Source organism: Streptomyces spinoverrucosus (genome assembly GCF_006539505.1).
GTDB classification, from domain to species: Bacteria; Actinomycetota; Actinomycetes; order Streptomycetales; family Streptomycetaceae; genus Streptomyces; species Streptomyces spinoverrucosus.
In genome coordinates this window covers 39,407-58,017 of sequence record NZ_BJND01000058.1, presented here as the reverse complement: position 1 = coordinate 58,017, position 18,611 = coordinate 39,407, and the positions used below count along the sequence as shown (strand labels likewise).

The following is an 18,611-nucleotide window of genomic DNA, read 5'->3' as shown; positions in this document are numbered from 1 at the left end:
GGGGGTGGTGGCTCAAGGCGCCCATGGCGTTCGTCGCGCCCTGGGTGGCGGTCGTCCTGGTGGAGTCGACGGTGTACCGGTCGGTGGCGCACGGACTGCAGCAACTGGCGGCCATCGCGTTCGGCACCATGGCGGCCACCGCGGGCGTGCTCGCCCTGGGGAACGCGATGGCCGCGATGGCCCTCGTCCTGCCCGTCGCGGTACTGCTCGGCAGTTGGCGGCAACTGGGCAGCCAGGGCATCTACGCCGCCACCGGAGCACTGTTCGTCCTCACCGGCCCGAACGTCACTGTCATCGGCGCGGGGGCACGGATCGCCGAGGCCGTCTTCGGAGCGCTGGTGGGCATCGCGGTCAACGCGCTGATCCGCCCACCGGTGTATCTGCGCAACACGAGGGCCGCCCTCCAGGACGCGGCGGGCGAGGCCCACGACATCCTGGCGTCCGTCGCCGAAGGGATCCGGGCGGACGACTGGGACGCCCAGCGCGCCGAGGGACTGCACGAACGGGCGCTGCGCCTGAGCCGCCTGGTCGAGCAGGCCCGCTCCTCGCTCGGCTGGAGCCGGGAGAGCCTGCGCGTCAACCCGCTCCACCGGCGCTCCCGCCCCTCACCCGGCCAGGCCTACGACGACGCCGTCGCCGTCCTCGACTACGTGGCCGTCCACACCGCGGGCGTGACCCGCACCGTCATGGAGGCCGCCGAGGAGCATCGCGGCGCGGCCCGGCCCCATCCGCGGATCGCCGGACCGTACGCGGACTTCCTCAACCGTGCCGCGGAGGCGATCCATCTGTACGCCCGGACCCGCTTCGGCGAAGGATCCGACGGGGAACTGCGCGAGGCCGTCGGGAAACTCGACCAGGCTTTGAACGCCCTGCGGGAGCAACTGCCCGGATCGGTCCCGTACGACGCCGAAGCGCTGGCCGTCCACGGCGCGCTGCTGGCCCAGGCGAGCCGCCTGGCAGAGCAGTTGCCACGTGACGCCCGGTCTGACGAGTGACGACCTGTCACCTGCACAGAAGTTGAGGGCGCAGGAGCAACGCGGGGGCGGCATCGGAGACGGCGCAGGGCCGCGTCCGATGCCGCCGAGTCCCGTAGGGCGTCACATGCGCTGCCACAGCGCCGGCGTGTCGATCGGCCTCCAGGCGCCCTGCGCCTGGTGGGACTGCAGGCACTGGTATCGGACGCCGTCGTGGGTCACCGTGGCCCCGACGGGGTAGACGCGTCCGGCGGCCCAGTCGGTCTCGCCGTCCTGCTGATCCGGCGCCCCGGCCCCGGTGGACGCCGTCTTCAAGGTGAGCCCGAAGGCGCTGAGCACCGGGTTGAGCGGCTGGTAGAACGTCGTGCCACCGCTCGTGCAGTCACCGGTGCCGCCGGAGGTCACGCCCTGCCCTTGGGCGCCCGAGACGAACGGGCCGCCGGAGTCGCCCGGCTCGGCGCACACCGTGGTCTGGGTCAGCCCGTCCACCACGCCCTCGGCGTAGCTGACGCTCGTGCCGTGCTGCTCGATCGTGCCGCAGTGCCATCCCGTGGTGGAGCCCGAACGGCACACCGACGCCCCGACCAGCGCCTCGACCGACCCACCGATCTGCACGGTGTCGCCGCCCTCGCCCCTGACGTCGGCGGTGGCGGTCCAGTTCGCGTTCACCGCGACCCACGCCATGTCCTCGCCGGGAAACACGGAGGCCTGGAAGGTGCCCTGGTCGGCCTGGTTGTAGCCGGTCGTCCGGGCACCCCGGTCGCCGCAGTGCCCGGCGGTGGCGAAGCCCTGCTGCTGGCCCTTGGTGACCGAGAAGCCCACCGAGCAGCGGGTGGCTCCGTCGATGTAGTAGGCGTCGCCGCCGGTGATGTTCGCCATCAGGTGCGGCCGCTTCGCCGTCAGCCGTACGGCCACCTGCTTGCCGTCGAGGCCGGCGGTCTTGACGAAGGCAGCCGCGGCCGCGCTGTCCGTGGCCTCGACCACGACCCGGTTGTTCGGCACGTCGACGTACCACAGCGGCGTGTTCCGCGAGCTGACCCGTGACGCGGCCTTGTCCAGCTTGCCCTTGACGGCCGTGAGATCCACCAGGGACGCCTTGACGACCGCGGCCTTCGCGCCCTGCCCCTGGATGGCGGCCACGTCCGCCTTGCTGGTGGTCGCGACGGTGAGCGTGCCCGAGGTGGCACCGCTCAGCCAGGCCCCGGCGAACCGCTCGCCCAGCGCGAGGCGGAGGCGACCGGCACGGGTACCCGCCTCCGCCTCGTTCACCAGCCGCGTCGCCGCCTGCTGCTCGGTCAGGCCGAGGTCGCGCTGCAGTGCGCGCAGCACCTCAGCTGACGGTTTGTCGGCCCCGAGAGTCTGCGCCGCCGAGGGCGGCGGCCCGGCGGCGGGCGGCGGCTCGGCGGCCGCGGTCGAACAGATCCCGCTCAGCAACAGCGTGCCCACCGCGACCAGGGCCGTGCGGCGCCCGATCGCGGCATGTCTGTGCAGCATGCGAAGGTCTCCTTCCAGTCGGGTACGGGGAGAAACCGTCCCAAAGCCCTAGGGCTTGCCTGGAAGGGACCGCGGAATGTCAGTCGCGCAGGCGTTTCGCGCTTTGGTGACGCGAAGGGGCGCCAAGTGCAGTACGCGGTATCCGCGATGTCCGGGGCTACGACAGCCGCGCAGCCACCGGCACGTGGTAGACGTGGAACGCCCGGCCGATCACCGGCTGCGCCACATTGCGCACGCGAACGCCGCCGCTCGTCATGCCGTGCTCGGTGCCGGCGTGCGCGTGCCCGTGCACCGCGAGGTCGGCGCCCGCGGTGTCGATCGCCTCGGCCAGCAGATAGCTGCCGAGAAACGGATAGATCTCCAGCGGCTCACCGGCGAGCGTCTCCGGCACGGGGGAGAAGTGCGTCAGCGCCACCCGCACATCACAGTCCTCACCGGCCAGCTGCTCCAGCGCCGTACGCAGCCCGTCGGCGCACCGGCGCGAGTACCGCACGAACTCCTTCATCAGCGGCTCACCGAACTCACCGGCACTGCGTCCCACGAACCCGCCCCCGAACCCCTTGGTGCCGGCCACCCCGATGCGGCTTCCGTCGGCGGTCACGACCGTGGCCTGCCCCTCCAGCACCCGCGCGCCGGCGTCCTGCAGGATGGCCGTGACCTCCTGCGGACGGTCGTCGTGGTGGTCGTGGTTGCCCAGCACGGCGACGACGGGCACACCGAGGTCGGTGATCTCCCGGGCCACCACGCGGGCCTCGTCCGGGGTGCCGTGCCGGGTGAGGTCTCCGGCCAGCAGCAGGACGTCGGCACAGTCGGGCAGCGTTTCGAACGCCGGGCGCAGCACACCCTGGCTGTCGGGACCCATGTGGATGTCCCCGACGGCGGCGATCCGGATCATGCGAGTTCCTCCGCGTGATCGGGCGACGACGAGTCGGTGACCTGGAGGTCGTAGTGCACCGGCAGCCCGGCCAGCGCCTCCTCGGCCAGGCGGCGTACGTCGTCACGGCAGCGGGCGGAGGGCACGGCGCCGGTGAGCAGCACCGCCTCGCCGCGCACCTCGATCCGCACGCCCAGCTCACCGAGGTCCCCGGCGGCGAGCCGGTCACGGAGGTGGGCGACGCGGTACTCCAGGTGCTCGGGGGCCGGAGCGCCGGGGGCACCCTGTGCGTCGGGACCGGTCATGGCTGCTCCTCCCGTGGAGTGATCACCTTCAGGCGTTCGAGCAGGAACAGGAACGCGGCGGCCATGGGCTCGTCCCCGATGTCCTCCCGGATCCGCTCCCAGTCGACCTTCTCGCGCAGCGCACGGGCGATCGGCAGGACCGCGCCGAAGTCGCAGTGGTGCTCGGAGAACGCGGCGATCAGGCTGGACAGCAGGTCCGTCGGGGCCAGCACCGGCATCCGTACCGAATCCACCGGGATCTCCTGCGCCCGGTCCAGCATGCCCGTCGAGACGGGCCGGTGCGCCAGCTCGAAGATGATGTCGATGTCCTGCCCGAAGCACATCGACTTCAGCAGCCAGTCCTCCGGCGGCGTGCGCACCGGCAGCCCGGCATCGCGCAGCGTGGCCGCGACCGCGTCGGCGTCCTGGGGCCTGATGCAGAAATCGGCGTCGTGCTGGAGGTTCTCGCTGGCCCCGTGCGCATAGGCGGCCACACTGCCCGCCAGCGCGAAGTCGTGCCCGCCCCGCTTCAGCAGGGTGCCGACCTGCTTGGCCGCCTCGAGTATCGCCTGGTTGCGGTCGCGGGGCAGCTCACGCGCCGCCTCCGGCTCGTGCCGATCACCGGGCGGCTGAGCCGCCAACCGCAGACCGGGGCCCTGGGCACGTGGGGCGAGCGTGGCGTCATCGCCGTTCTCCACCATGCCGACCACCACCTCTGTGCTAGCCCTGTGTACCCGCCGCACACCGTTCGACACAGCCCCGCGGGTGCGGCCTCGTGCGCCCCCGCCCCTTGCCTCATCGCTATCCATGGCTGTTCATCCCGGACGGCCGACCCTTCACACCATCCCCATCAAATCCGGTGATCGGCCCGCCCTCCGTGCTGGAAAATGCTGCGGTGCAGCCGCTGAGCCCGGACGATCCTCAGACAGTGGGCCGCTATCGGCTGCTGGCCCGGCTCGGCGCGGGCGGCATGGGCGTCGTCTACCTCGGGCGTACGCCGGGCGGACGGTTGGTCGCGGTCAAGCTGGTGCGCGAGCACTTCGGCGCCGACGCCCGCTACCGCGCCCGCTTCCGCCGCGAGGTGGCCGCCGCCCGCACGGTGACGGGCACGTTCACCGCCCCGGTACTGGACGCCGACCCGGACGCCGCAGTGCCGTGGCTGGTCATGGAGTACCTGCCGGGGCTGTCCCTGCGCGAGGCCGTCGACACCTTCGGCGCCCTGCCCGCACCCGCGCTGCGCCTGCTGGCCGCCGCCCTGGCCGAGGCGCTCGCCGGCATCCACCGCGCGGGCCTCGCCCACCGGGACCTGAAGCCCGGCAACATCATGCTGACCGAGAGCGGCCCCCGCCTCATCGACTTCGGCATCGCCCGGCCACTCGACGCCACCGCGATCACCCTCCCCGGAACCTTCCTCGGCACCCCCGACTTCATGTCCCCCGAACAGGCGTCAGGCGGCCTCGCCGGACCCGCCGGTGACGTCTTCTCACTCGGCGCCGTCCTCGCGTACACGGCGACGGGCCGCCCGCCCTTCGACGCCCCCGACAGGGCGGCCACACTCGAACGCGTCCGGCTCGCCCGCGCGGATCTCGACGGCATCAAGGACCGGGGCCTGCGCACCCTCGTCACGGTCTGCCTGCGCCGCGAACCGGAGCGCCGCCCGACCGCCGCCGCCCTGCTGGACCGGCTCGGCGAACCCGCCGACTCGGTGTACGGCACCGGATGGCTGCCCGCACCGCTGGCGGAGGCGATCGACCGACGCGTGGCACGCTCCCAACCCGAGCCGCGCCCCGCCACCCCGGTGGCCGAACCGGCGCCCGAGGCGCTGCACGGTGAGACGACCGCCGATCCCGACGCCGTGACGGCGGACGCCCCCGACACGCCCAGGACCGAACCCGCCCGCCCACCGGACCGCCGCAAGCTGCTCCTGGCCGCGGCCGCCGTGCCCGTGGCAGTCGGGGCCGCCGTGGCGCTGGCCCAGACGCTGCTGCCGGACGAAGGAAGGCCGACGCCGCGTCCCTCGGGCCAGGCGTCACCGTCCCGCTCGGCCACCGCCCGGCCGCCCTCCGTGGCCGTCCGCCGGTGGCGGACGAAGGTCCTGGGCGACACACGCTACCCGGACCTCTACCCGGCCGGAGACGTCGTCCTCGCCGCCAACAGCGGGCAGAGCGACGTCCGAGCCGTCGACCCACGGACCGGCAGAATCCTCTGGACACGCGCCGCCACCACGTCCGGCCCCGCGGACCACATCGCGACGAGCCCGGACGCGGTGTACCTGTTCGACGCCCGCGACGGGGACAGCACGGAGGAGTTCGTTCTGCGCGCCGTCAACCCGGCCTCGGGGGCCGTCCGGTGGACGTCCCGCGTGCCCAACTTCCCCTGGGGCACGGCTGCCACCGCATCGGTCCTGTGCGTCGCTGTCTACGACGAGGTGCGAGCCCTGGACGCCGACGACGGCCAACGGCGCTGGACGGCTCGGGCCACCGGGATCTCCCTCACGGCCCGCGCCGGACTGGCGGTGGCGTCGGGCGAGCGCGTCATGACCGGCCTGGATGCGGACAGCGGCCGGGTCCGGTGGACGTACGAGATGCCGGAGTCCCCGTTGGCCACGCTCGTCAGTGACGGCATGGTCTTCACCAGTGACACCCTCGGGACCCTGTACGCGGTCCACGCCGACAACGGGAAGGCCGCCTGGAAGAGATCGTTCGATTACCGCAGTTCGGCGCGTCACGCGGGGAGCGGCATGGTCTACGTGAGCGAGCCGGACGGCCGCGTCCGCGCCTTCCAGGCACGGACGGGTCGGCAGGCGTGGTCACGTCGGCCCGGCCAGGACGGCACGTCGTACGGCGAGTCGCAGACGCTCGGAGTGTCCGACGGCACGCTCTGGGTCCAGGGCCCCGGCCAGACGGTGTACGCCCTCGACACGACCGACGGCCGCACCTTATGGACGTACGGTGCCCTGGCGACCATCGGCTCGGCCACCGACCACGGCTCCGGAGCGCTGGCCGCCGCCGGCCTCGTACTCCTCGGCACCGAGGGCGGACACGTCGAGGCCGTGAGCCCGCCCAGCCCTACGAAGGGAAACACACGTGCAACGGCTTGACCGGGGCGACCCCCGAGGCATCGGGCGCTACCGGCTCCTGGCGCGCATCGGCACGGGCGGCATGGCCACCGTGTACCTGGGCCGGTCCGGGGGCGGCCGGGCGGTGGCGGTGAAGGTGCTGCGCGCCGACTTCGCCCGCGAACCGGAGATCCGGGCCCGGTTCCGGCGCGAGGTGGAGGCGGCCACGGCGGTCGGCGGCGTGTACAGCCCGCCCGTCCTCGACGCCGATCCCGACGCCGAACGCCCCTGGATGGCGACCGAGTTCCTGCCCTCGGTGACACTGCGCGACGCGGTGGAGCGATACGGCCCGCTGCCCGCTCCCTCCGTGCGGCGGCTGGCCGCCGGTCTCGCCGAGGCACTCGCCGCGATCCACCGCACCGGGATCGTCCACCTGGACGTCAAACCGGCGAACGTACTGCTGACCGCCGACGGCCCACGCCTGATCGACTTCGGCATCGCCGCCCGTACCCGCTCCACGCTCCCTTCGGGCTCCCGCGGCTTCATGTCCCCGGAACAGATGGCCGGTTCCGCCGGACCGCCCAGCGACGTCTACTCGCTCGGCGCCACGCTCGCCTGCGCCGGCGGCGAGCAGGACGCGGGCCCTGTCGCCACCGACGAGGCCCTGACCGCGCTCATCGCCGACTGCCGGCGGCCCGACCCCGCCGACCGCCCGACCGCCGCCGAACTGACCACGCGGCTCGCCTCGATGACGGGGCATCCGGAGGCGACGGACACGACCTGGCTGCCGACGCCGGTGATGGCGGCGATCGACCAGCAGGCGAGCGCCGCCGCCAACCCGCCGACACCCGCGTCCACGCCGCCCAGCCGACGCTCGCTGCTGATCGGGGGCGCCGTTGTCCTGGCCGCGGCAGGAGGCGGGACGGCGGCCGTACTCACCGGCGCCGACAGCGGGACCACGGACGAGGCGAAGAACCCCGGGAAGTCCCCGAACGCGACGCCCGCGGCTTCTCCGTCGACCGGTTCCCCCTCGCCGAAGCCCATCAAGCTGGAGTTCGTCATCACCGGCGACGGCCCGCTCACCGCGTTCACCTACTGGGTCAACGGCCGCCCCACCACGCTGAGCAACGTCCCGCTGACGTGGCGGCGGACCGTCGAGGTGCCGAGCGTGCCGGGCAGCGTCGAGTGGCGGCTGCGCTTCACCTTCCCGTCGGGCAGGGTCAGGGTCCGCGTGTTCCGGGACGGTACCCAGATCACCGACGCACGCCACCCGCTCGACCGCGTCCTCGGCTTTCCCGACCTCTACCCGTACGACGTGGACATGAGCGGCGCCAGCGCCATTTCGGGACCCCTCCCCGGATCCGACGTCTAACCTCACGACCAATGCCTGCGAAGAGGGGGGACACCATGGCGAGTCGCGTGAGCAAGGTCAGCCTGCTGCCGAAGGACATCGGCAGCCTCAGCCGCACCGTGCCGCCCGCCCTGCCGGGCACACTCTTCGTGCTGGGCGCGAACGGCGGTATGAGCGTGGCGCCGGACGCGGATTTCCTGCTGCTGTTCGGGCGCAACGAGCCCGACGTCCACGTCTGTGTCGGAGCGGGCGACACCTGCGTCAGCCGACGCCAGGGAATGATCATCCGCGACTCCTCGCGCTGGGTGCTGCACAACACCGGCAAGCTGCCCATCCGTTTCCCCGGCTCCCGCCTCGTACTCCGCGGTGATCGAGCTCAACTGCCCACCGGATACACCCCGTTGTTCGTCGTCTCGCCCCGGCAGGAGCACCTCCTGGAGGTCCGCATCGCCGCGCCGGCGCCGTCGTCCGGCCCGGGGAACGGCGTCGAGGCCTGCGGGGACAAGACGTATGAACAGGGGCGCAGAGGCCTCAGCCCCGAGGAGAGGCTGGTGCTCGTCTGCCTCGCCCAGCGCTACCTTCGCAACGACCCACAGCCGCAGCCCCTGACCTGGGCGCAGGTCGCCTTCGAACTGGGCGAGCTGCGACCGGCGGAGCGGTGGAGCGCGAAGCGGGCCGCCCACATCGTCGCGAACGTGCGCAAGCGGCTCAGCAAGGAGGACGGCGTCCCCGGGCTGCTGGAGGAAGAGGTACCGCAGCCCGTCGGCAACGCGCTCAACCACAACCTCATCACCGACCTCCTGGTCACCACGACGATCACCAAGTCGGACCTGCGCAAGCTGGAGGAGTGACCGCTGGAAGGTGCCCAGCGAGAACGGCGATGGAGCCGTTGCGCGAGGTGAACGCTGGGCCGGTTCACGCGCCCACGTGCAGGTGAGCGGCCCACAGGGAGGGGGAGAGGCGGGTCCGCTCGCGCAGGGTGCGTACCGCCGTGTGCAGGGCGTGCGCGCACTGTTCGAAGGCGAGCGTGCCCTGTGCGGTGCGCAGACCCGCGTAGAAGGCGTCGGCGATCTCGACGGACGTGTCGTCCGCGGTCTCCCACAGCGTGCCGATGACATGCGGGAACCCCGCCAGCTGGAAGGCGGACCCGAGATGGATCGCCTCGTCCACCAACTGCTCGGCGTCGACGGCGGCCGTGCGGCACGCCGAAAGGAAGGCGAGCCGGACCTCGTCCAGACTCAGCGGCGTGAGGCTTGCGACGGTGAGCGGCGCGGTGGCGTGGTCGGCCAGCAGCAGCCGGCTCCTGGAGGGGTCCGCCGGATCGGTCTCCCCGTGGCAGGCGAAGTGGGCGACGTGGCAGCCGGGCAGGTTGGCCAGGACGTGATCGCGGGTGGGCGTGAGGGCATCGGGGCCGCCGGGTTCCAGCAGGACGTGCCGGGGCAGCCGGTCGAGGAGCATCTCGCGCTCCATCTCCACGTGGGCGAGGTCCTGTTCCGGGAGTCCGGGCGTGGCCGGCATCGCGACGATCAGGGCACGGTCGGCCTGCGCCGGGGCGGTTGGGGCGCCGTCTCGCTGCTGGGCGTGGCGCAGGGCCCGTACCGTCGGCGCGTACGACGAGACAACCCGGTCGACGACGGATCGCCGCAGCGGGTCGGGCTCCGTGCGGGTGCCGTGGTATCCGGCCGCGTGCAGCGGGAGCAGGCTCAGCAATCCGCCCGGCACCCACCACACCCGGGACCAGTCCGCTCCGGCAGGGGGCTCCCGGTCGTATCCCAGCCGCAGCAGCACGGGTTCCGCGACCACGTCCCACAGCCATTCGAGGAGCCCGCTCAGCTTCTTCTGTGCCTCCCGGCGCCGGTCGCCGTCCGGGTCCGTGGTGGCCTCCCGCAGCGCCTGCTGGAAGGTGTCCACGGCCCAGTGCAGATCGTCGATGCGCAGCCGGGGGAGTGCCATGGCGCTCACCCCGTCCCTGGTGATCAGCAGCGCGCTGCTGCCGTAGCCGCTGACGTTGACCACGACGACCGGCCCGTGCTCCGCTCCGCGCAGCAGTTCCGGGGCGGAGGGCGGCAGCCCGAAGGACTCGAATCCGTCGCCGAGGGAGCGGATCTCGTCGAGTACGGCCGCGAAGTCACGCGCCGTCGTGTCGCGCGGCCGGTGGACCCGCCCATCCGCAACGCCCGTGTCCCCGGCGAACGGAAGGAGCACGGAATCCTGCGACGGTACGTCGAGTGCCTCACGCAACGCGACGAAACGGGCCGCTAGTTCGGGGTGCCTCGCACGCAGTTCGGTGAGGTCGCTGCGCGTGTCGAGGGCCTGGCTGAGCAGCACCCCGCGGCCCGTCTCCAGCAGCTGGAGCGCGCGCAGCGCCCGGTTCGGGTCGCCGCGGCGGGCCAGGGTCCACTGGGCGGCGTCCGCGGCCAGCCCCGCGAACTCACCGAGTGTGTACTGCTGGTCGTGGCGCTCCAGGTGGCGCGGGGCGACCGAGGGCAGCAACTCGACGGCGGTCCGCAGCAGATCCCCGGCCCGTACGTCCGCAGCATCGGCCAGCAGCCGGGAGCCGTGCCGGGCGCCCGTCACACGAGTGGAGGGCGGCGCCGTCTCCTCGGCGGCGGCCCGCCCGTACGCGGCGACGGCCTCCTCACGGTCCGCCGGGTCTCCGGTCTGCCGGAACCTGGTCCGCAGCGCCTCGCCCAGGGTGAGGAGCCGGTTCCCCAGTTCCGAGTGCCCTGGGGAGGTGGCCGCCACCGACGAACGGGCCACGGCGACGGCCTCGTCCAGGTCCGCCGGCGCGGCGCCCGAGGTGCGGGCCCGGTTGGCGAGCGCCCCCGCCAGGTGGGACAGACAGGTCGTCCGCTCGATGTGGCCGTCCGGAACGGCGTCGACCGCCGCGCGGAACGCGGAGATCACCGGGTCCCAGTCCCGGTCCGGTTCACCGGCCAGGACGCCGTACAGGAGCCGGACGTGCAGGGCGATGCCGAGCTGGAGCAGCACGCGCCAGCGGTGGGTGTGGTCGGCCGGGACGAGCCGGGCGGCGGCCCGCTGCGCGGCGACCGCGGCGTCGGAGTCCCCCAGGTCCCTGGTCCGGTGCACCCGGAGGGTCAGGGCGTAACCCAGGGTCGTCTGCACCGACCAGCGTTCGGGGTGGTCCGGGCCAATGGCGTCGAGCGCTTCGCGCAGCGCCGTGACGGCCGTGTCCAGATCCGCCATGCCCCGGAACCGGATGAACCGGCCCATGAGCGTGTCGGCGAGGTTGTTCAGGCGGTACATCCGCCGGGGGTCGTCCGGGGCACTGGCCTCCACCGCCTGCCGGCCCACCGTGATCGCGTCGTCCAGATCGGCGGGATCCGCGCCCCGCTGGAACCGGTACCTCAGCGCCATGCCCAGGTTGGACAGCGCCATCGGGCGACGGCGATCGCCCGGGGGAACGCAGGCCACCGCCCTGCGCATGGCCGCGATCGCCTCGTCCAGATCCGGCAGGTCGCCGTAGTGCTCGTACCGGCTGCGCAGGGCGCCCGCCAGCCCGTTCAGCCGGAGCACCAGATCGGAGTCGTCCGGAGCGGTCGCCTCGACGGCCGCGCGGTAGGCGTCGATCGCGGCAGCCAGGTCCTCGTGCGTCGCACGGCGTTCGAAGCGCGTCTCCAGGGCGATCCCCTGGTTGGCGAGCCGCTGCGCCAGCCCGGGATGGTCGGAGGGAGTCGCGTTGAGAAGGTACTCGCACTCCTCGATGACCGTGTCGAGGAGGACCGGATCGGAGGAGACGAGGATCTGCTTCAGCCGGGGAACGACCACGTCTTCGGCGGCGTTGGCGATGTACCGCACCAGGTCTCGCGGCAGGTCGCCGATGCCCGCGACAAGGCACGGGGCGAGCAGGTCCACCACGGCGGCGAGCGCGGCAGGGGTGCGGTCGTCGTCCCAGGGCTGCGCCATCTCCTGCAGGAACGCCAGCCAGCCGAGCCGGTACGCGGCCTCGACGTCCTCGGGGTTCTCGGCAAGGAGCGCTCGCAGTGCCCCCGCTTCGGCGTGCGCCTGCGCCGACTGCACGAGGGCGGCATCCCCACTCGACTTCACCTGCCGTAACCGCATCCGTACGGCGGCCAGGACCCCGTCACGGGCGGGCGGCCGCGGTTCGCTGTTCATCGCGCGCGACAGTAGCCCAAAAGCCCGAGAGGCGGCCGGAGTTGACAGATCGTCCCCGATCTCGTCACTGTGCGGTTCCGCCGACCACCACACATCGCGCCCCCACGAGCAGGTCGCACCGCCCCAACGGAGAGACGCATGACCGACCGACCCGCCTGGCAGGCCAGGCGCACGGCCGAGGCCCTGGCCCACTTCTTCACCCACCTGGACGACATCCGCGACGAGTTGCGCCGAGGGGCGAGCCGGGACGACGGTCCCGTGGACCGGCTGCTGGCGGCCGTACGGGACGACGGGGACATCGACGACGCGGTGCGCGGGCTGCACGAGCACATCCAGGCCGACGGCGACCCACGCGGCCTGTACGGACGCACGCGCGGCACGGGCGCCCAACTCGCGGGTTTCGGCGCCGCCGACCGGCCGATGAAGTTGTATCTCTGTCCCCATCGCCGCTGCTCCCGGTACCACTGGCCGGAGACGGCACCGGACGGACCGCCCACCTGCGACCTCGACGGCACGCCCCTGCTGCTGAAGAGCGTGTGACCCGGTGAACGGACTGCTGGCCGAACTCGGCAAACGGCTCGCCGAACGCTGGTTGTCCCTCCTGGTGCTGCCCGGCGCCCTCTTCCTGGCCGTGCTGCTCGCCGGAGCACGCCTCGGACACGGCGACTGGTACGACATCGCCGCCCTGCCCGGCCGGCTCGACCGCGCGACCGGCACCCTGACCGGCTCCACCGCGCACCTGCTCGTCCTGCTCCTGGCCTTCCTGCTCGCCGCCGCTGCCTGTGGTGTGGTCGTACAGGCGCTGGGCTCCCTCCTGGAACGCCTCTGGCTGGCCGCCGACTGGCCGGGCTGGCCCACGCCCACACACCGGCTCGTACGACGGCGGATCGCGCGCCGCCGCAGCCGCTACGACCGGTGGCGCGACCGGGTCGGACGGGCCAGGGCAGCACAGCACCTGGACGGCGCCGATCCCGACACGGCCGCACTCCAGGTGGCCGTCGCCCGCCACCGGCTCCACCGGGTCGCCGACGACCGGCCCGACCGTCCCACCTGGACCGGTGACCGGCTGCGCGGCGTGGAGTCCCGACTGCGCGACGACCTCGGCGTCGACGTCACCGTCGTCTGGCCGCATCTGTGGCTGCACGTCCCCGACACCACCCGGGCCGAGGTCACCGCCGTACGGGAAACGATGACCCGGGCCGCCACGCTGACCGGGTGGGGCCTGCTGTACGTCTGCGTCGCCGCCGTGTGGTGGCCCGGCGCGCTCATCCCCCTCGTGGTGGCGGCCACGGGCTGGGTGCGGTTCCGCGCCGCGACCGACGCGTACGCCACGCTGGTCGAGGCCGCCACCCGGCTGCACTGCCGTGATCTCGCCCAGCAACTGGGCATGGGCAACAGCGGCCCGCTCACCAGGGAGACGGGCACCGCGCTGACGGCCTATCTCGCGGAGGGCACACCTCCACCGCCGGCCCTGCGCCTGCCGATTCCGCAGTGACCCGACGTGCAGGCGGTGTGGCGGCCACTGGGGTGCCGTTGTTCGGTTGCGGAATGGGCAGGCGGACGCGGCGTGTTGGCAGTGGTGGGGGTGGTGGGGATGGCGATGGTGGTGGTGTCGGCGGCCTGCGGTCGGCGTTCGCCCCGAGCGCCCCGCCGCCCGAAAATCAGGGGCTCTCACTGGAAAGGAACACCGCGCAGTGACCAACGACCAGCGCACCATCACCAATCCGGCCACGCTGCACGACCCCACCCCGTTCGGCTACAGCCACGCTGTCTCCGCCCCCGGCGAACTCGTCTTCATCGCGGGCCAGTACGCCTCCGACTCCGAAACCGGCGCCCCGGTGCCAGGGGACTTCGCCGCACAGGTCGAGCTCTCGCTGACCAACCTGCGACGCGCCCTGGAAGGCGTCGGGCTCGGCTTCGAGCACGTGGTCCGGCTCGGCTCGTACATCGTCGACCACGACCTGGCCAAGCTGGAGATCCTCGGCAAGGCGCTCCACGCGGCGTTCGGTGAGCGGCTGCCCGCACAGACGCTGAGCGGGGTGGCGGCGCTTGCACTGCCCGGGATGCTCTTCGAGATCGACGCGGTGGCCGTGCGGCCCGCCGACCACGCGACCGAGTAGACCTCCCCACCGGGCGTCGGAAGCGGGGCCGACGGCCGCCGACTGCTCTCGCGGATGCCGCCCCGGTCGTTCCCCGAGGAGGCCGGGACCGTCCAAGCATGGTCCCCGGCCTTCTCGGACCGATTGCTAGGGGCCGCTGTCCTTCCCCCGCGCCCCGAGGCGCCCCTCCGTGGCCCCCTCACGCCCCACCAGCGCCTGATACACCGACCACACCACGGCAACCAGCGGTACGGCCACCACCGCGCCGATCACCCCCGCCGCGACCGCGCCCCCGACGACCGACAGGGCGACCACCACCGGGTGCAGCCGGACCGCCCAGCTCATCACGAGGGGGTGCAGCAGATGCCCCTCGATCTGTCCGATGACCACGATCAGGGCCACGACCACCAGGGCGATCAACGGCCCCTTCGCCGCGAGTGCGACAACGGCCGCGACCGCGAGGGCGATCGGCGAGCCGATCAGCGGGATGAAGGCGGCGAAGAACTCCAGCAGCGCCAACGGCACGGCGAGCGGCACGCCCAGGGCGAACAGGGCGAGGCCCACCAGGACCGCGTTGGTCACGGCCACGAGCACGATGCCGTGCGTGTAACCGGTGAAGGTCCGCCAGGCGGCCGCACCGGCGACCGTGAAACGGTCCCGAGCCGCGGCGGGGAGCTGCCCGCACACCCACCGCCACTGCCGGTCGCCGGAGTGCGTGAAGAACACCGCGCAGAACAGCGCCAGGGCGAGGACGGTCAGCACCTCCAGCAGTCGGCTCGCACCGCTGAGCGCCGTACTGATGATGGTGGAGCGGTGGCTCGACAGGGCCTTGCCGATCCGGGACTGCAGGTCGTCGAACACACCGGGGGAAAGCCGGAACGGTGGTTCTTCCAGCCTGCGCTCGATCCGGTCGATCCCCGACACGAACTCTCGTTCCAGTCCGGTCCGCTGGCCCGCCACGGTCTCACCCACCAGGGTCAGCACTCCGAGGATGAGGACGACCCCGCCGACGAGCGCGGCCGCGACCGCGAGCGGCCGTGGCATGACACGGGCGAAGAGTTCGGCCACGGGCCGGAGCAGGGCGGTGATGACGAGGCCGAGGAAGACGGCGACGGCGATGCGATGAAACTGCCCCAGTACGGAGAAGGCGAACCGGACGACGATGCCGACGGCGAGGATCCGCCAGGAATACGCGGCCGCGGTCCGCAGCATGCGCGGCACCGGCGTCTCCCCACCGCTCAGGCGTCCGTGCGGCGACGCGCGCGGATCTGGGGGCGTGGACATCTCATGCTCGTACCACGCGCCGATCACAGGGCCACGCGGGCGGCCCCGGATTCCCTCGAAGGCACGCGCGGACATCGGGGCGGCGGGCTGGTGCTCAGCATCCGGGGAACGGCGACGGCCACGCCGCCCGGAACCACCCTCCGGGCGCCGTCAGGCGGGCGGGGCCTGGCGTTCGCGTACGGTGCCGGTGTCCCAGGCCCAGGCGGCGATCTCGACGCGATTGCGGACGCCGAGCTTGTCCTTGATGTTGGCCAGGTGGGTCTTGACGGTGCCCAGGGACAGGTACAGCTGCTCGCAGATCTCCTGGTTGGTACGCCCGACCGCCAGCAGGCGTACGACGTCCAGCTCCCGCTCTGACAGCGGATGCGGGGCGGGTGCAGTCGGCTGCTGCCCCGCGAGGTGCTTGAGCAGCCGGACGGTCACTGCGGGGGAGACCAGGGCGTCGCCGCGGGCGGCGGACCGTACGGCCTCGATGAGGAGGTTGGAGGCGGCGTCCTTGAGGAGGAATCCGCAGGCGCCGTTGCGCAGGGCGGTGTAGGCGTAGTCGTCCTGGTCGAAGGTGGTGACTACGACGACGCGCAGCGGGTCCGTGACACCCGGACCGGCCAGGGCACGGGTGACCTCCAGGCCGTCCAGTTTGGGCTGCGGATGTCGACCAGGCACACGTCCGGTCGCAGTCGGCGGGCGAGTTCGACGCACTCGGCGCCGTCGGCGGCCTCGCCGATGACCTCCAGGTCGGGCTGGGTGCCCAGGATCAGCCGGAAGCCGGTGCGGACCATCTCCTGGTCGTCCGCGATCAGCACCCGGGTCCGGGCCCTGTTCCCACCACTGCCACCGTTCATGTCAGCGATCCTGCCACAGCCGCCAGGACCGGGAAGGCGGCGGTCACACACCAGCCCCGTCCGGTGTCCGGCCGCTGGTGAGGGAGCCGTCCACGGCCTCCACGCGTTCGTGCAGGCCCACCTCGGCGAGGTCGAGGGACTTCAGGTCAGCTTCGACGCTGCGATGGCCGTTCGGTGCAGGACCCGTGCGTTCGTCTAACGGTGGCTTCGCCGGAAGGGGCGGCGGTGTCCCGAGAAGCCGTGACGAGCTGTTAGTGCTGGTGCTCTGCGCTTGCCGGTCAGGATGGCTGGACTTCGTCGAAGAGCGCGAGAGCTTCGGCGGGGTCCGGGCTCACGAGGCGTTCCAGACCGGCCGTCGTGATCTTCGACCACCTGCCGGCCCGTGCCCACATCTGTTCCTCGAAGGCGCGGACGGCCTCGTCCAGATCTCCAGGGTCGGTGGCGATGGACTCGGCGAGTTCGGCGCCTTCCAACATCGCCAGGTTCGCGCCCGCCCCCAATGGGGGCATCAGATGGGCGGCGTCGCCCAGGAGTGTCACCCCGGGGACGTGGGTCCAGGTGTGGGACACAGGCAGGACGTAGAGGGGGCGGTACACGAAAGCGGTGCCGTGGCGGAGGAGATCGAGGACGGGAGCGGCCCAGCCGTCGAACAGAGCCAACAGGCCTGATCGCACGGCCTCGACGTCGGCCAGGTCCAGGTTCGTGAGCCAGTCCAGCGGCGCACGGAACTGGGCGTATACCTTGACGTGGCCGCCGCCGTTGCGCTGGGCGACGAGTGCGCGGTTCACGCCGTACACAGCCACGGAACCGTCGCCGATCAACCGGGCGAGGCCGGGATGGCGGGTGTCGACGTCGTCGAGGGAGGTTTCGACCAAGGTGACGCCGGTGTAGTGCGGCGTCACCGACGAGACTGCCGGGCGGATCCGGGACCAGGCGCCGTCCGCGCCGACCACGAGGTCGAACGTCTCCTGTCGCCCGTCCGCGAAATGGGCCAGTACGCCATCACGAGTCCCCGGCACTACCTGCGTCACGGCCCGCCCCCACTCGACGTCGAGTTCGCCGAGCAAGATGTCACGGAGTTGCCCGCGGTCGATCTCAGGATTGGCCCGGTCATCCGGACGGGGGCGCCAGTCGCGCAGGACGGTCCCGTCCGGGTCCAGGATGCGCATGGCCTGCCCCTCGGGACGAGACAACGCCTGGAACTCCGCCAGCAGCCCCGCCTTGTCCAGCGCGAGCTGGCCCAGCCCCACGTGCAGGTCCAGCGTGCCGCCCGGAGGACGGGCGTCGGGGGCGGGATCGCGTTCGAGGACGGTGACGGGGTAGCCATGGCGGTGCAGAACACGGGCGAAGGTAAGGCCGGCAGGGCCGCTCCCGACCACGGCAATACGGTGTCTCATATCGATACACTGTATTTCTTCAGTACGATGCATCGCAGCAGAACGGTGTGACCATGACTGTGTGGGACCGGCCGGAGCCGCCGCCTCGCCCCGTGCCGCTCGACCGGGAGCAGATCGTCGCCGCCGCCATCGCGCTGGCCGACGAGGGCGGGCTGGAGGCGGTGTCGTTGCGCAAGGTCGCCGCCCGGCTGAACGCCGGCCCGATGCGGCTGTACGGATACATCTCCACCAAGGAAGAGCTGCTCGACCTCATGGTGGACGAAGTCCAGGCCGAGATCCTCCCCGAGGGGCGACCCAGTGACTGGCAGGAGGCGCTGCGCAACCTCGCCAACGGCACCAGGCAGACCGCTCTCCGGCACGAATGGCTGGCCGACCTGCTCGGCGGCCGCCCGACTCTGGGCCCGAACGGCCTCGCCGTGGCCGAAGCCACGCTGGCCGCCCTCGACGACCTCGCCGACATCGACACCGTCATGCGCGCCGTGGAGACCGTCAGCTCCTACTTCACCGGCGCGATCAGGCGCGAGATCGCGAACCTGCGGGCCGAGCGCGCCACGGGCCTGTCCAAGTACGAGTGGCAGCGCGCCTCCGGCCCGTATCTGACGAGAATGTTGGCCACAGGCCGCTTCCCGGCGCTGACCAAGGCCGTGTACGACGGCACGGACGTGGACGCTGAGGCATCCTTCGCGACCGGCCTGGACTGGGTCCTCGATGCCGTGGCCGCCAAACTCACCCGGCCTTGATCGTTTTCTTGGTCCGGAAAAGGGGCCCGTCTCCGGTGGAGACGCTGCCAAGGGATTTTGGACTGACCCGATGCTTC

15 protein-coding genes and 1 pseudogene are annotated in these 18,611 nt (G+C 72.4%); 8 read left to right on the top strand and 8 right to left on the bottom strand.

The genetic code is table 11. The features are described from left to right. A partial coding sequence (locus tag SSP24_RS32290; RefSeq protein WP_141313516.1) for an FUSC family protein occupies positions 1 to 995 on the top strand: 995 nt, incomplete at its 5' end. A gap of 102 nt (positions 996 to 1,097) precedes the next feature. Here the strand turns inward: SSP24_RS32290 and SSP24_RS32285 are convergent. The 4 genes from SSP24_RS32285 to SSP24_RS32270 form a co-directional block, all read right to left on the bottom strand. Beyond that, on the bottom strand, positions 1,098 to 2,468 hold the full coding sequence (locus tag SSP24_RS32285) for an alpha-lytic protease prodomain-containing protein (protein WP_141313515.1): 1,371 nt from the start codon (positions 2,466 to 2,468) through the stop codon (positions 1,098 to 1,100). Positions 2,469 to 2,625: 157 nt separating this feature from the next. After that, positions 2,626 to 3,363, bottom strand: a complete 738-nt coding sequence (locus SSP24_RS32280; RefSeq protein ID WP_141313514.1) for a metallophosphoesterase family protein — start codon at positions 3,361 to 3,363, stop codon at positions 2,626 to 2,628. Further along, positions 3,360 to 3,647, bottom strand: coding sequence for a BON domain-containing protein (locus SSP24_RS32275; protein WP_141313513.1), 288 nt, complete (start codon positions 3,645 to 3,647; stop codon positions 3,360 to 3,362). Before SSP24_RS32275 ends, SSP24_RS32280 begins: the two co-directional genes overlap by 4 nt. Next, on the bottom strand, positions 3,644 to 4,327 hold the full coding sequence (locus SSP24_RS32270; protein ID WP_141313512.1) for a nucleotidyltransferase family protein: 684 nt from the start codon (positions 4,325 to 4,327) through the stop codon (positions 3,644 to 3,646). Before SSP24_RS32270 ends, SSP24_RS32275 begins: the two co-directional genes overlap by 4 nt. A gap of 194 nt (positions 4,328 to 4,521) precedes the next feature. Here SSP24_RS32270 and SSP24_RS32265 point away from each other — a divergent pair, with 194 nt between their 5' ends. From SSP24_RS32265 to SSP24_RS32255, 3 genes are read left to right on the top strand one after another with little or no spacing between them, the layout of a single operon-like run. Then, positions 4,522 to 6,726 (top strand): serine/threonine-protein kinase, encoded by a 2,205-nt coding sequence (locus tag SSP24_RS32265; RefSeq protein WP_141313511.1) that lies wholly within the window; start codon positions 4,522 to 4,524, stop codon positions 6,724 to 6,726. Then, positions 6,713 to 8,056, top strand: a complete 1,344-nt coding sequence (locus SSP24_RS44465) for a serine/threonine-protein kinase (RefSeq protein ID WP_229866124.1) — start codon at positions 6,713 to 6,715, stop codon at positions 8,054 to 8,056. Before SSP24_RS32265 ends, SSP24_RS44465 begins: the two co-directional genes overlap by 14 nt. Before the next feature lie 35 nt (positions 8,057 to 8,091). Then, positions 8,092 to 8,886 carry a hypothetical protein gene (locus SSP24_RS32255; RefSeq protein WP_141313510.1) on the top strand — a complete coding sequence of 265 codons (795 nt, stop codon included), beginning with the start codon at positions 8,092 to 8,094 and terminating at the stop codon, positions 8,884 to 8,886. 64 nt (positions 8,887 to 8,950) lie between these two features. Here SSP24_RS32255 and SSP24_RS32250 read toward each other — a convergent pair whose 3' ends face one another. Then, positions 8,951 to 12,172 carry a CHAT domain-containing protein gene (locus SSP24_RS32250; RefSeq protein WP_167529758.1) on the bottom strand — a complete coding sequence of 1,074 codons (3,222 nt, stop codon included), beginning with the start codon at positions 12,170 to 12,172 and terminating at the stop codon, positions 8,951 to 8,953. 138 nt (positions 12,173 to 12,310) lie between these two features. Here SSP24_RS32250 and SSP24_RS43115 point away from each other — a divergent pair, with 138 nt between their 5' ends. From SSP24_RS43115 to SSP24_RS32245, 3 genes are all read left to right on the top strand, one after another. Continuing rightward, positions 12,311 to 12,712: a hypothetical protein gene (locus tag SSP24_RS43115; protein WP_167529757.1), complete on the top strand. Its 402-nt coding sequence runs from the start codon at positions 12,311 to 12,313 to the stop codon at positions 12,710 to 12,712. A 4-nt stretch (positions 12,713 to 12,716) separates the two neighbouring features. Next, positions 12,717 to 13,667 (top strand): hypothetical protein, encoded by a 951-nt coding sequence (locus tag SSP24_RS43110; protein ID WP_167529756.1) that lies wholly within the window; start codon positions 12,717 to 12,719, stop codon positions 13,665 to 13,667. 199 nt (positions 13,668 to 13,866) lie between these two features. Continuing rightward, positions 13,867 to 14,292: a RidA family protein gene (locus tag SSP24_RS32245; protein WP_141313508.1), complete on the top strand. Its 426-nt coding sequence runs from the start codon at positions 13,867 to 13,869 to the stop codon at positions 14,290 to 14,292. A 126-nt stretch (positions 14,293 to 14,418) separates the two neighbouring features. Here SSP24_RS32245 and SSP24_RS32240 read toward each other — a convergent pair whose 3' ends face one another. The 3 genes and pseudogenes from SSP24_RS32240 to SSP24_RS32230 form a co-directional block, all read right to left on the bottom strand. Further along, positions 14,419 to 15,555: an AI-2E family transporter gene (locus SSP24_RS32240; protein WP_141313507.1), complete on the bottom strand. Its 1,137-nt coding sequence runs from the start codon at positions 15,553 to 15,555 to the stop codon at positions 14,419 to 14,421. A gap of 150 nt (positions 15,556 to 15,705) precedes the next feature. After that, positions 15,706 to 16,397 (bottom strand): annotated as a pseudogene (locus tag SSP24_RS32235) (response regulator). Positions 16,398 to 16,675: 278 nt separating this feature from the next. Further along, entirely contained in the window at positions 16,676 to 17,794 is a 1,119-nt protein-coding gene (locus SSP24_RS32230) for an FAD-dependent oxidoreductase (RefSeq protein WP_141313506.1), read from the bottom strand. 53 nt (positions 17,795 to 17,847) lie between these two features. On the opposite strand from SSP24_RS32230, the gene SSP24_RS32225 reads away from it, so the two are divergent. Further along, the gene (locus SSP24_RS32225; RefSeq protein WP_141313505.1) at positions 17,848 to 18,534 is read left to right on the top strand and encodes a TetR/AcrR family transcriptional regulator; all 687 of its coding nucleotides are present in this window, start codon (positions 17,848 to 17,850) and stop codon (positions 18,532 to 18,534) included. Positions 18,535 to 18,611 lie beyond the last annotated feature (77 nt).